At 63.3% G+C, this 12,553-nt stretch carries 12 protein-coding genes; 8 read left to right on the top strand and 4 right to left on the bottom strand.

From position 1 onward, the window contains the following. Window positions 1–13 precede the first annotated feature (13 nt). From CVS48_RS19880 to CVS48_RS19855, 6 genes are all read left to right on the top strand, one after another. Window positions 14–1,618: an ABC-F family ATPase gene (locus tag CVS48_RS19880; protein ID WP_167401026.1), complete on the top strand. Its 1,605-nt coding sequence runs from the start codon at window positions 14–16 to the stop codon at window positions 1,616–1,618. A 223-nt stretch (window positions 1,619–1,841) separates the two neighbouring features. After that, window positions 1,842–2,612 (top strand): ABC transporter ATP-binding protein, encoded by a 771-nt coding sequence (locus CVS48_RS19875; protein ID WP_100855940.1) that lies wholly within the window; start codon window positions 1,842–1,844, stop codon window positions 2,610–2,612. 72 nt (window positions 2,613–2,684) lie between these two features. Then, window positions 2,685–3,683, top strand: a complete 999-nt coding sequence (locus tag CVS48_RS19870; protein WP_100855939.1) for an ABC transporter substrate-binding protein — start codon at window positions 2,685–2,687, stop codon at window positions 3,681–3,683. Then, window positions 3,680–4,453 (top strand): ABC transporter permease, encoded by a 774-nt coding sequence (locus tag CVS48_RS19865; RefSeq protein ID WP_050446946.1) that lies wholly within the window; start codon window positions 3,680–3,682, stop codon window positions 4,451–4,453. The genes CVS48_RS19870 and CVS48_RS19865 overlap by 4 nt, the downstream gene beginning before the upstream one ends. A gap of 4 nt (window positions 4,454–4,457) precedes the next feature. After that, entirely contained in the window at window positions 4,458–5,282 is an 825-nt protein-coding gene (locus tag CVS48_RS19860; protein WP_419191436.1) for a transporter substrate-binding domain-containing protein, read from the top strand. 34 nt (window positions 5,283–5,316) lie between these two features. Further along, window positions 5,317–5,904 (top strand): IMPACT family protein, encoded by a 588-nt coding sequence (locus CVS48_RS19855; protein ID WP_100857763.1) that lies wholly within the window; start codon window positions 5,317–5,319, stop codon window positions 5,902–5,904. A gap of 147 nt (window positions 5,905–6,051) precedes the next feature. Here the strand turns inward: CVS48_RS19855 and trxA are convergent, their stop codons facing one another. Together trxA and CVS48_RS19845 are read right to left on the bottom strand one after the other, a co-directional pair. Next, window positions 6,052–6,426: a thioredoxin gene (gene trxA, locus CVS48_RS19850; RefSeq protein ID WP_050446945.1), complete on the bottom strand. Its 375-nt coding sequence runs from the start codon at window positions 6,424–6,426 to the stop codon at window positions 6,052–6,054. A 173-nt stretch (window positions 6,427–6,599) separates the two neighbouring features. Further along, entirely contained in the window at window positions 6,600–7,622 is a 1,023-nt protein-coding gene (locus CVS48_RS19845) for an LLM class flavin-dependent oxidoreductase (protein WP_100855938.1), read from the bottom strand. Between the two features lie 310 nt (window positions 7,623–7,932). Between CVS48_RS19845 and CVS48_RS19840 the strand changes: the two genes are divergently transcribed. Further along, window positions 7,933–9,192, top strand: coding sequence for a hypothetical protein (locus CVS48_RS19840; RefSeq protein ID WP_100855937.1), 1,260 nt, complete (start codon window positions 7,933–7,935; stop codon window positions 9,190–9,192). Window positions 9,193–9,247: 55 nt separating this feature from the next. On the opposite strand, the gene CVS48_RS19835 is transcribed toward CVS48_RS19840, so the two are convergent. Beyond that, on the bottom strand, window positions 9,248–10,540 hold the full coding sequence (locus CVS48_RS19835; RefSeq protein WP_100855936.1) for an NCS2 family permease: 1,293 nt from the start codon (window positions 10,538–10,540) through the stop codon (window positions 9,248–9,250). Between the two features lie 111 nt (window positions 10,541–10,651). Here CVS48_RS19835 and tsaD point away from each other — a divergent pair, with 111 nt between their 5' ends. Then, window positions 10,652–11,683: a tRNA (adenosine(37)-N6)-threonylcarbamoyltransferase complex transferase subunit TsaD gene (gene tsaD, locus CVS48_RS19830; protein ID WP_050446942.1), complete on the top strand. Its 1,032-nt coding sequence runs from the start codon at window positions 10,652–10,654 to the stop codon at window positions 11,681–11,683. Between the two features lie 40 nt (window positions 11,684–11,723). On the opposite strand, the gene plsY is transcribed toward tsaD, so the two are convergent. Then, window positions 11,724–12,365, bottom strand: coding sequence for a glycerol-3-phosphate 1-O-acyltransferase PlsY (plsY, locus tag CVS48_RS19825; RefSeq protein ID WP_100855935.1), 642 nt, complete (start codon window positions 12,363–12,365; stop codon window positions 11,724–11,726). Between the last annotated feature and the right edge of the window lie 188 nt (window positions 12,366–12,553).

Below are 12,553 nucleotides of genomic sequence, written 5' to 3'. Positions count from 1 at the left end.
ACTCAAAAATACCGTGATATCCACAGCCAATCTCACCATCCAGTTCGGTCCCAAGCCCCTTTTCGAGAACGTTAGCGTCAAGTTCGGGGAAGGCAACCGGTACGGGCTGATCGGGGCCAATGGGTCCGGTAAGTCTACGTTCATGAAGATCATCGGCGGCGACCTCGAAGCCTCCGGCGGCAACGTTTCCCTGGAACCGGGCGTGCGCCTGGGCAAGCTGCGCCAGGACCAGTTCGCGTTTGAAGACCTGCGCGTGCTGGACGTCGTCATGATGGGCCACACCGAAATGTGGGCCGCCATGTCCGAACGCGACGCCATCTACGCCAACCCGGAAGCCACCGAAGACGACTACATGCGCGCGGCTGACCTGGAAGCCAAGTTTGCCGAGTACGACGGCTATACCGCCGAAGCGCGCGCCGGCGAACTGCTGCTGGGCCTGGAAATCGCCGTGGACCAGCACAACCTGCCCATGCGCGAAGTGGCCCCGGGCTGGAAGCTGCGCGTGCTGCTGGCGCAAGCGCTGTTCTCGAACCCCGACGTCCTGCTGCTGGACGAGCCCACCAACAACCTGGATATCAACACCATCCGCTGGTTGGAAAACGTGCTGAACAGCTACCAGAGCACGATGATCATCATCAGCCACGATCGCCACTTCCTGAATCAGGTGTGCACGCACATGGCCGACGTGGACTACGGTGAAATCCGCGTCTACGCGGGTAACTACGACGACTACATGCTGGCCTCCACCCAGGCCCGCGAACGTCTGGTGTCCAACAACGCCAAGGCCAAGGAACGTGTTGCCGAGCTGCAAGACTTCGTGCGCCGCTTCGCCGCCAACAAGTCGAAGTCGCGCCAGGCCACCTCGCGCCTGAAGCAGATCGACCGCATCAAGGCCGACCAGGTCGTGGTCAAGCCGTCGTCGCGCCAGAACCCGTACATCCGCTTTGAACAGAACAAGGTCATGCACCGCCTGGCGGTCACGGTCGAAAACCTGACCAAAGCTTACGACGCGCCCGTCATCACCAAGTTCTCGGCCATGGTCGATGCCGGCGAAAAGATCGCCATCATCGGCGCCAACGGCGTGGGCAAGACCACCTTGCTGCGCCTGCTGGCGACCGAACTGCAGCCGGATTCGGGCTCGGTGAAATGGTCCGACAACGCCGACCTGGGCTATATGGCCCAGGACGTGTCCGACCAATTCCTGCAAACCGATATCAACCTGCTGGACTGGATGGGCGACCACCGTCAGCCGGGCGATGACGACCAGTCGATCCGTTCGGTGCTGGGCCGCCTGCTGTTCTCGGCGGATGACCTGCCCAAGGCGCCCAAGGTGCTGTCCGGCGGCGAAAAGAACCGCATGACCTTCGGCCGCCTGATGCTGGGCCGGCACAACGTCATGCTGCTTGACGAGCCCACCAACCACCTGGACATGGAATCGATCGAATCGCTTCAGTTCGCCTTGGAAAAGTACGAAGGCACGCTGGTGTTCGTGTCGCACGACCGCGAATTCGTGTCCGGCCTGGCCACCCGCGTGATCGAAATCCTGCCGTCGGGCGAGATCATCGACTACCGCGGCGGCTACGAAGACTATCTGGAATCGCGCGGCATCGAAGCCTGACGCACCATCGGTAGCTAATGGTCAAGCACGGCGCGTCCTTCGGGGCGCGCCGTGTTGCTTTCGGCTTGGCCGATATCTGGCAGGGCAGGGGTTACGGCGTGGGGCTTCCACTTGGGTCTTATATAACTGTTAGCTGTAAAGACATTCAATATCGATCGTTTGAATTCATATAACGAATTGTTAGATTTGAGGCTCGTTTTCACGCGCGCCCAAGATTCGTCCTATGAACCTGAACTTCGATCACGTCCACAAGCACTTCGGCGACCTGCCCGTCGTCGATGGTTTCACCAGCGAAATCAAGGCTGGCGAGCTCGTCGCCTTGGTCGGCCCGTCGGGCTGCGGCAAGTCCACGCTGCTGCATTTGGCGGCCGGGTTGGAAATGCCCACGCAAGGCAGCGTGCTGGCCGATGGCAAACCGGTGGCGGGCCCGCACCCCAGCCGCACGCTGGTGTTCCAGGAACATGCGCTGTACCCCTGGCTGACGCTGGAAGACAACGTGGCGCTGGCGCTGGAATTCCAGAACGTCGCCAAGAAGCGCGCCCGCGAGTCAGCCCGCGAATGGCTGGCGCGTGTCAGCCTGGCCGGCTTTGAACACTACTATCCGCATCAGGTGTCCGGCGGCATGCGGCAACGCGCCGCGCTGGCGCGCGCGTTCATCGCGCAGCCCCAGACGATGCTGATGGACGAGCCCTTTGGCGCACTCGACGCGCTGACGCGTCTGAGCCTTCAAGACGTGCTGCGCCAACTGATCGCCCAGGAAAAGCCCACGGTGCTGCTCGTGACGCACGATGTGGACGAGGCCCTGTTCCTGGCCGACCGCATCGTTGTCTTCAGCCCCCGCCCGGCGCGCGTGCTGCGCGAATTCAACCTGGCGCATCGCGCAAAGACACACGATCTCTCCGATTTGGCCGCTGAAAAGCGCGAGATCCTGCGCCTGTTGGGCATTGCGGTGGACGGCTCGCAAGCCCACGCCGACATGGCCCTGGCTGCCTGACCCCATTCCCCTTATTCCCCATTCGTGGCGGCGCTCGCGCATCGCCAACCTGCATTCCCTGGAGTTCCTCTGATGAAATTCAAGCAATGGCTTTCCCTGCCGCTGGCGGCCGCGCTGCTGGCTGCGGCCCCTGCAATGGCCGCCGAAAAGTTCCGCGTGGGCTATCTGCGGGTGATGGACGACGCGCAAGCGATCGTGGCGCAAGAGGGCGGCTACTACCAAAAGGCCGGCCTGGATTCTGAGTTGATCGAATTCAAGTCCGGCACCGACCTGATCAAGGCGATTGTCGGCGGTCAGTTGGACATCGGCGTGCTGGGCTTCACCAACGCCGTGGCGTGGGCGTCCAAGGGCGCGGACCTGAAAGTGGTGGGCGGCGCGCAGCAGGGCTATCACTCGCTGGTCGTGCGTGACGATTCCGGCATCCAGGACATCGCCGGCCTGAAGGGCAAGACGCTGGCCTCGCAAGCCGAAGGCAGCACCGCGGACGTGGTGTTGAAGGGCGTGGTGCTCAAGCAAGGCAAGCTGAACCCGGATGACGTCAACGTCATGGGCGTGAGCCCGGCCGTTGCCGTGCAGTCGCTGGTGGGCAAGCGCGTGGACGCGGCCTTTCTGTTCGAGCCCTATGACCGCATCGCCCAGTTGGTGGCGCCGGTCAAACAGATCTATGAAGTGGGCCAGGCCTGGCCGTTTCCGTGCATGGTCGTGATCACCTCGGGTGAAACCCTGGCCAAGCGCAAGGACGATGTCTGGAAAGCGCTGGACGCGCAAAACCAGGCCATCACGCTGCTGCAGAAAGAACCCGCGCAAGCGTCCAAGCTGATCGCCTCCTACTTCATCGCCGAGCCCACCTTGAAGACGCTCAAGCGCGGCGAACTGCCGCGCGAAACGGTGATTGCCGAAGCCATCAGCACGCAGGTGTTCACGCCCAAGCTGACGGAAAAGGACACGGCTCGCATGCAGGAAATCGCTGACATCCTGCAAGCCCAAGGTTCGCTGAAGACCCGCGACGGCAAGCCGTACGACGTGTCCAGCATCGTTGATCTGTCCTGGCAAGAGGCGCGCAAACTTTGAGCTCGTCTACCCGTGTGACCGGCGCCCGCAAGCATCTTGCGGGCGTTTTGGGTGTCCTTTTCATTCTTCTGTTGTGGCAATCGGCGGCGTTTGTCCTGCCTGATTTCCTGATGCCGGGCGTGCCGGCGGTGGTCGAACGCCTGTTCGAGGACCTGGGCAAGCAATCGTTCCATCAAAGCCTGATGGGTACCTTGGGCCGGCTGGGGGCGGGTTACAGCCTGGCGCTGTTGGCGGGCATCGGTTTTGGGCTGGTGGCGGCGGTGCTGTTCTTCTTTCGCGAAGTGCTGCGCAGCGCCATCGTCATCCTGCAGTCGATTCCATCCATCGCCTGGGTGCCGCTGTTCCTGATCGTGATGGGCTTTGGCAATACGCCCATCATCGTGGTGGTGGCGCTGTCGGCGTTCTTCCCGGCCGCGCTCAGTGTCATGAACGCCACCGAATCCGTGCAGCGCGTGCACGTGTCGGCGGCGCGCGTCATGGGTGCCACGCGATGGGGCCTGGTCAAGCGCGTGTACCTGCCCGCCGTCATGCCCGAACTGATCACGGGCGCACAGCTTGCCTTCGGCAACGCCTGGCGCGCGCTGATCTCCGCCGAGATGCTGATCGGCTTCGGCAAAGGGCTGGGCCGGTCTCTGGCGTATTCGGGCGAGATCGCGGACATGACGGGCGTGATGACCAACATCCTCGTCATCGCCGTGCTGGCCGCCTTGATCGACCAGTTCGTGCTTGAAAACCTCAAGCATCGCTTGTTGCGCTACCAGTACGTATAAGCCCATGGCCATGACCCGGCGCCTGACCCTTCTGTTCGCTTTGACTGCTGGCCTGCTGCTTGCCGGCGCGGGTGCCGCGCACGCGCAGCAACCCACGGGTTTTGCAGCCGCGAAGGCGCGCGGCGAATTGGTGGTGGGCGTGCCGTATCTGGCGCCGCTGCCCGTTGCGGGGGCAAAGATACGCACCCCCCACGGGCTGGACGCCAACATGGCCGAAAAGCTTGGTCTGAGCCTGGGCTTGCCGGTACGTTTGCAGCAGGTGCCGGCGGACGAGGCCGGGGCCCGCTTGGCTGCGGGCGAGGTGGATGTGGTGCTGGCGGACCAAGCCAGCGCCCCGCCATCTGGGGTGGCGGTGCAGCCCACCGGCTACCGTACACGCCCCAAAGCCGTGATCCGCAGCGACACCACCCTGCGCAAACCGGCTGATGTGCGCGGCCGCAGCGTCTGCATGGCCGAGGCCGCAAGCGACACCCGCGCGCTGGCCGAAAGCTGGGGCGCCGTGGTGCGCACCTATCGCGTGCCGTCCGATGCATTGGTCGCGGTGCGAGAAGGCGCTTGCGATGTCGGCCTGGTGGACGACGCCGTCTGGGAGCCGCTGGTGCGCTTTCCCGAATGGAAGAAGTTCTCCGCCACGCTTGAACCAGACGGCGCGCCGCGCGAGCGCGTATGGCTGTTGCCGGCCGCGGACACCGCTGGCCGCGCGTGGCTGGCAAGCGAAATGAAGGCGTGGAACCAGTCCGGCGCCTGGAAGGCAATGACGGCGAAGTGGGCGCGCGACGTGGCCTTCGACGTCTACCTGGACCAGGAAGTGCCTGACTGCCACGGCTAGGGGTGGGTGCGGCCCAGCACTTACAATGCCGGGCATGACGCACACGTTGACCGCTCCTTGCTCGTATCAGGAAGACATCAAGAAAAGCCGCTTTGTTGCGCATGCCGCCCCGGTTGCCACCGTGGACGAGGCGATGCGATTCTTCGCCGAGCGCGGTGACCCCGAAGCCACCCACAACTGCTGGGCCTATCGCATCGGGCAGGAATACCGATTCAACGACGATGGCGAGCCCGGCGGTACGGCTGGCCGACCGATCCTGCAAGCGATCGAGGGCCAGGACATGGACCGCGTGGCCGTGCTGGTGGTGCGCTGGTATGGCGGCATCAAATTGGGCGCGGGCGGCTTGGTGCGGGCGTATGGCGGCTGCGCGGCGAATTGCCTGCGGCTGGGCCAGCGCAGCGAAATCGTGGACCTGGCCACCGTCCGCTGCACCTGCGGTTTTGCGGAACTTGCGCTGCTGAAGTCGCGCTTGGCGCAGGCGGGCGCGGTGGTGCAGCAGGAAGACTTCAACGAAGACGGCGTGGCGCTCTGTTTCGTGGCGCCGCGCACCGTGGTCAGTGACCTGGAGGTCACCGTCGCCAACATCACACGCGGGCGCTCGGCCTGGGAAGTGCTGTCATAGCGTACGTGATGATGGTGACGGCCACGGCGAGGGCGCCGGGCCGACGATAGGGGCGGTGGCGGCATGGTCGATTACGAACACGGCCCCACATCTGCATTGAAAAAGGGCCCGGATCTTAGCGAACCGGGCCCTTGTCTGTTTACGCACTTACGCGTTCTGGCTGTCTTGCGCCGCTGCGATTTCCTGGTGGACCTTTTCCATGTCCACTTCCTTGATCTTGGCAAGCAGCTCATTCAACTGCCCGCCCGACAGCGCGCCGGGTTGCGAGAACAGCAGGACCTTCTCACGGAAGACCATCAGCGTGGGAATCGAACGAATTCCCAGCGCGCCGGCCAATTCCTGCTCGACGTCGGTGTTCACCTTGGCGAACGTGACGTCGGTGTGCTCGGTCGCGGCTTGCTCAAAAACGGGAGCAAAGCCACGGCACGGGCCGCACCACGGAGCCCAGAAGTCAACGATCAGGGTACCGTCAGGCGTAATGGCTTCCTGGAAGCTTTCTTTGGTGAGTTCAACAATACTCATTTTGGATCCTTGCCGCGGAGCGCGGCGCAAAAAGGCGGTATCGGGGACCCGGGGTGTGCCAGCCCCGGCCTGATTAGGCGACGCTTCATGTGCCACGCGCTCTGGGGCAATAGTAGAGCGGGCAATGGCCACGTCGCAATGGTTGGCGCTGTGGAGAGCGCAGTCAGCGGTGCTTAGACCGCGGTTTTTGTAGAGACACCCGCATCGTTCTTCAAGGACGCGACGATCTCAAAAGAGCGCAGGCGATCGGCGATGTCGAAAAAGTCGGACACGATCATGACTTCATCGGCCTCGGTTTCGGCCACCAGGGCTTCCAGCCGCCGCTTCACGGTGTCTGGCCCGCCCACGATGGAAGCGCTCAGTCTTTGATTGACCGCCTCACGCTCCCATTCGTTCCATAAGCCGTCCATGTTGTCCACCGGCGGCTGCAATTGCAGGCGGTGGCCCCGCACCAGCGACAGGAATTTCAGCTGCTGCGTGGTCGATTGGCGCTGGGCGGCTTCGTCGGATTCGGCCGCCACCACCGGCACGCCGATCATCGCGTAAGGGCGCGACAGCGTCTCCGACGGTTTGAACAAGTGCCGGTACAGCCGCATCGCGGCCATGCCTTCCGGCGAGAAATGCCCCGCGAAAGAAAACGGCAGGCCCAGTTCCGCGGCCAGGCGCGCGCTGAAATCGCTGGATCCCAACAGCCAGATCGGAATGTCCAGCCCCTCGCCGGGGATGGCGCGCACGGGCTGGCCCGGCCGGGAAGCCGCCAGGAAACCACGCAATTCTTCAACCAGCGCCGGAAACTCCAGCCCACTGCGCGGGCCCCGGCGCAGCGCGTGCTGCGTTGCGCCATCGCTGCCAGGCGCACGGCCCAGGCCCAGGTCGATACGGCCGGGGTACAGGGTTTCCAGCGTGCCAAATTGCTCGGCGATGATCAGCGGCGCATGGTTCGGCAACATGATGCCGCCTGAGCCCACGCGCAGCGTGCGTGTCTGGCTGGCCACGTGGCCGATCAACACGGCGGTGGCACTGGACGCCACGCCATTGATGTTGTGGTGCTCAGCCAGCCAGAAGCGCTTGTAGCCAAGCCGTTCAACATGCTGGGCGACCGCCACGGTATTGCGGAAAGCGTCGGCGGCATCGCGGCCCTGAACAATCGGGGCCAGGTCCAGGACGGAAAACGGAATGCGGGCAAGGGCGCTCATGCGGACATCCCCTCGTTCAAGGCAGGACAGGACGGCAACGCGGGGATAAGGCGAGTAAGGCGCAAGGTGAACTCCATACGGGATACATGGGGAGTGTATCGGCGAATTCAACCGGGGCAGGCAGCAACCTTATGGCCGGGCGGGTTGTAACCGGGGCGGCGGCTCGGCGGCTATTTGCACCCAAATTGGGTGAGCTCAATCGTAAAAATCAGAATTTTCGGAACGGCCCATTGTTCGTTTGACCCTTGTGCTAGGTTTCTTGGCAGGCGAGGCAGGCTGGCCCTTTGACGCCGATTTGCAAGGAGCAGGAGTGAACTATTGGGAGGTTATCCGCCAATCCGTGACTATCTCGGGATCCCGTTTGGTCGCTCTTTCGATGGTGTCGCTGGATCTAATGATCCTGGGCAGGTTTTCTTTAAGCGAGACGGCCGACTTTGCGTTGGCGGTCCAGTTTTCGCAGATCTATATCGTGCTTGCGCTAGGCCTGACGGTGGGCGTGAACATTGCTTTTAATTTGCGAAAGCCGCACTCGAAAACCATCGGGGGGTCGATTGTTGGCTATGCGCTGCTCGCGGGCGTCTTGCTTTTCCTGATGTCGATCGCCATGGCTTTTTTTGTGGAGATGTCGGAGAACGCACGCGATAGTTATTACGCGCTGGCGGTAGGTATCGCCCCCACCACGATCTACATGGCGCTATGCGCGATGATCGAAGCGTCAGGAGGGGCGGGCTGGGTGTTCAGGTTGACTGTCGGGGCAGCCGTTGCGAACGCGGTGCTTGACCTGCTTTTGATCAACGTTGGCCTGTTTTCTCCAGCCGTGGCGGTGGCCGTTGCTACAACGGTGGTCAGACTACTGCTGGTGGCATGTGTGATCTACGGCTGTGTGGCGACCTATCGAATTTCCATTGCCCCGGTTTTCGACCGGATTGAATGGAAGGACCTGTTCAGCTACGGTCGATCCGAGGCGCTTGTGGGGCTGATTTTTACCGGCGGCATGTCGTTTTTGTTTGCGTACGCCAGTGCACGGGGCAACGAAGGCTTGGTGGCGCTGCTCGCTATCGGGATAAATTTCTTGAACATTGCCTCTGTCATCTATATCGGGATGACGCGCGCCGTGGCCAATGTCGCCTCTGCGCTACCGCATCGGATCCTCACTGATTTGAAGGGCCTCGCGGTTTTTGGCCTTTCTTATGTCGTCGCAAGCGGGGCAATCCTGTATGTCGCGTCTCCTCTGCTTTCCTGGCTTTATCTGGGGCAGGTTTCGCTGGAATTGCTCAGCATTTTTCTTCTTGCGATCTGGGTGGTGGCGTTCGACGGATTGGCAATGTTGTTCATTACGTTGCTCAGATTGCTTGATTGGAGGGCGGGTCCGCCATTGCTCCGGCTTGCGCTGATTGTGGTGGGTGTCCCTTTATCCATAGGCTGGTTTGATCCATTGGCGATTCAGCCCGTGTTCAAGGGCTTGCTGATCGGCAATGTCGTTGCGGCAGTGCTCGCAGCCGCTGTATTGCTCTACGCCGTGGTGGACCGAACGCGAAAGGAACTGGGCGCTGCGCGTGGCGGCAATTGAAAAAGCCGCCACGGCAACGCCGGGCGGCTGACTGAATGCTGACTTCTACCCCAGGCTATTCAGGGAAAAATGCGTACCGGATCACGAACAGCACGGCGACCAGCCAGGTGGCCGGATGCACGTCCCGGACCTTGCCGGTGGCGGTTTTCAACACCACGTAGCTGATGAAGCCGAAGGCGATGCCGTTGGCGATGGAATACGTGAAGGGCATGACCAGCGCCGTCAGCGCGGCCGGCGTGGCCTCGGTGACTTCGTTCCAGTCGATGTCGATCAGTTCGCGCATCATCAGGCCGGCCACATAGAGCAGGGCCGGGGCGGTGGCGTAGGCGGGCACGGCGCCGGCCAAGGGCGAGATGAACAGTGCGGCCAGGAACAGCAGCGCCACCACCAGGGCGGTCATGCCGGTGCGCCCGCCGGCCTGCACGCCCGAGGCGCTTTCCACGAACGCCGTGGTGCTGCTGGTGCCCAGCGCGGAACCTGCGACGATGGCCGTGCTGTCGGCGAACAGCGCGCGACCCAGGCGGTTGGGGCGGCCTTCCGGTACCAGGCCGGCGCGCTTGGCCACGCCGACCAGCGTGCCGGTGGCGTCGAACACTTCAACCAGCACGAACACCAGGATCACATGCACGAAACCGCTGTGCAGCGCGCCCAGGATGTCCAGCTTCAGGAAGGTGGGGGCCAGGCTGGGCGGGGCCGAAAAAATGCCCTTGAATTCGTTGTAGCCCAGCGCCATCGACAACACGGTGACGACGATGATGCCGATCAGGATGGCGCCGCGCACCCGCAATGCGTCCAGCGAGGCGATGATGAAAAAGCCCAGGATGGCGAACAACGGGCCATGGGTGGTCAGGTCGCCCAGGGAAACCTTGGTGGCCGGATGGGCAACCACGATGCCCGCGCTGGACAGCGCGATAATGGCCAGGAACAGCCCGATGCCCGCCGCGATGGCGCTGCGCAGGGAATGCGGTATGCCTTTGACGAGCCACACGCGGATGCCCGATATCGTCAATATCAAGAAGATCACGCCCGAGATGAACACGGCGCCCAGCGCCTGCTCCCAGGTGTAGCCCATGGTCTTGACGACGGTGAAGGCGAAGAACGCATTCAGGCCCATGCCGGGCGCCATGCCGATCGGCCAGTTGGCCACCAGCGCCATCACCAGCGAGCCCAGCGCGGCCGCCAGGCAGGTGGCCACGAAGACGGCGTCGCGGTCCATGCCGGTGGACGAAAGAATGTCCGGGTTGACGAAGATGATGTATGACATCGTCAGGAACGTCGTCAGGCCAGCCACGATTTCGGTGCGCGCCGTGGTGCCGTGTTCACGCAGCTTGAATAACTTCTCCAGCATTCCAGTCCCCAGTGTGTTTGCAGGCTTGTAGGTTGTTGTAGGCGGTGGCCGATGGGCGCCGCGCGATTTCAAAACAGGCGTATTTTCGCATCAGTTGTAAACTCTGCCGCCATGATTATCCTCGGCTTTGAAAGCTCCTGCGACGAAACCGGTGTCGCAGCCGTCTGTACGGAACGTGGTCTGCTGGCGCACGCGCTGCACACCCAAATCGCCATGCACCAGGAATATGGTGGCGTGGTGCCGGAACTCGCGTCGCGCGACCATATCCGCCGCGTCGTGCCCTTGACCCGCCAGGTGCTGCAAGACGCCGGCCTGCAAATGTCGGACATTGGCGCCGTTGCCTACACAGCGGGGCCCGGTTTGGCAGGCGCCTTGCTGGTGGGCGCCAGCGTCGCGCAGTCGTTTGCGTGGTCGCGCCATCTGCCCGCCATAGGCATCCATCACCTGGAAGGCCATCTGCTGTCGCCGATGCTGGCGGACCCGCGCCCCGACTTCCCGTTCGTGGCGCTGCTGGTGTCAGGCGGCCACACGCAACTGATGCGCGTGGATGGCGTGGGCCGCTACGAACTGCTGGGCGAAACGCTGGATGACGCCGCGGGTGAAGCCTTCGACAAGTCGGCCAAGCTGATGGGGCTGGGTTATCCCGGCGGCCCGGCGCTGGCCAAGCTGGCGGGGCAGGGCGACGCGACCCGTTTTGATTTGCCGCGCCCCATGCTGCATAGCGGCGACCTGGATTTCAGCTTCAGCGGCCTGAAGACCGCCGTGCTGACGCGCGTCAAGGCGGCTGAAAAGGAAGGCGGGCTGGACGATCAGACCCGCGCGGACCTGGCGGCGGCCACGCAAGGGGCAATCGTCGATGTGTTGGCGGCCAAGGCCATCAAGGCGCTCAAGCAGACCGGGCTGCGCCGTCTGGTGGTGGCGGGTGGCGTGGGCGCCAACCAGTTGCTGCGCGCCAAGCTGGCCGCGGCGCTCAAGCCATTGCGCGCGCAGGCTTATTTTCCGCCGCTGGAGCTATGTACCGATAACGGCGCGATGATCGCCTTCGCGGCGGCCGAGCGCGTCAAGGCGGGGCTGGTGACGCTGGACGCGGATGCGCACAGCTTTACGGTGAAACCGCGTTGGGATCTGGCGGATATTGCCTGATCCGTTCCCGTTTCTCGCTCCACCTGCCGGCAAGACGGAATTATTTCTTCTTGCCGCCGCCGATCTTGCTTTCCGTGCCTTGCACCAGGCGCGCGATGTTGGCGCGGTGACGGTAGAACAGCAGCACGCCGATCACCGCCAGGGCCACGCCCAGCGCCGGCTTTGCGTGCCACGCCAGCCCCGAGCCAAAGACGTAGTAGACCGGCGCAAAGAACGCCGCCACCAGCGATGCCAGGGACGAATAGCGGAAAAACACGGCGATGATCAGCCAGGTGGCGGCGGTGGCCACGGCCAGCCAAGGCTGGATCGCCACCAGTACGCCCAGCGCGGTCGCCACGCCCTTGCCGCCCTTGAAGCGCAGGAAAACCGGGTACAGATGGCCGACGAAAGCGGCCAGCGCCACCAGCGCCAAGCCGGCTGGGGCGATGCCCGGGGCCAGTCGTTCGGCCAGCCAGATCGCGAACCATCCCTTGGCGGCGTCGCCCAGCAAGGTCAGCGCGGCGGCAGTCTTGTTGCCGGTGCGCAGCACGTTGGTGGCGCCGGGGTTCTTGGACCCGTAGCTACGGGGGTCCTGCAGCCCCATCAGCTTGCTGACGACCACGGCAAAGGGCACGGAGCCGATCAGGTAGGCCAGCAGGACGAGCGCAGCAGTGAACGCCAGGGAGGGTTCGGTAATCGCCATGGGGTAGGGAGTCCGTTGTTGTCGGTTGTTGTCGTAATGGCTGCGGATTCTACCGCGCCGCGCGAGGCCCCTGGGTACGGGTTATCGAGCGTGGCGTTCCCGCCCCAGCGGCATACGCGGTCATACGGGGCGCGGCGGCGGACGGTACAATCCGACACGTCCACGCACGTTTTATTTTCTTTCGGATG

Source organism: Achromobacter spanius, assembly GCF_002812705.1.
GTDB classification, from domain to species: domain Bacteria; phylum Pseudomonadota; class Gammaproteobacteria; order Burkholderiales; family Burkholderiaceae_B; genus Achromobacter; species Achromobacter spanius.
The sequence above is the reverse complement of the archived record's forward strand: the minus strand, read 5'-3'. Positions and strand labels throughout refer to the sequence as shown.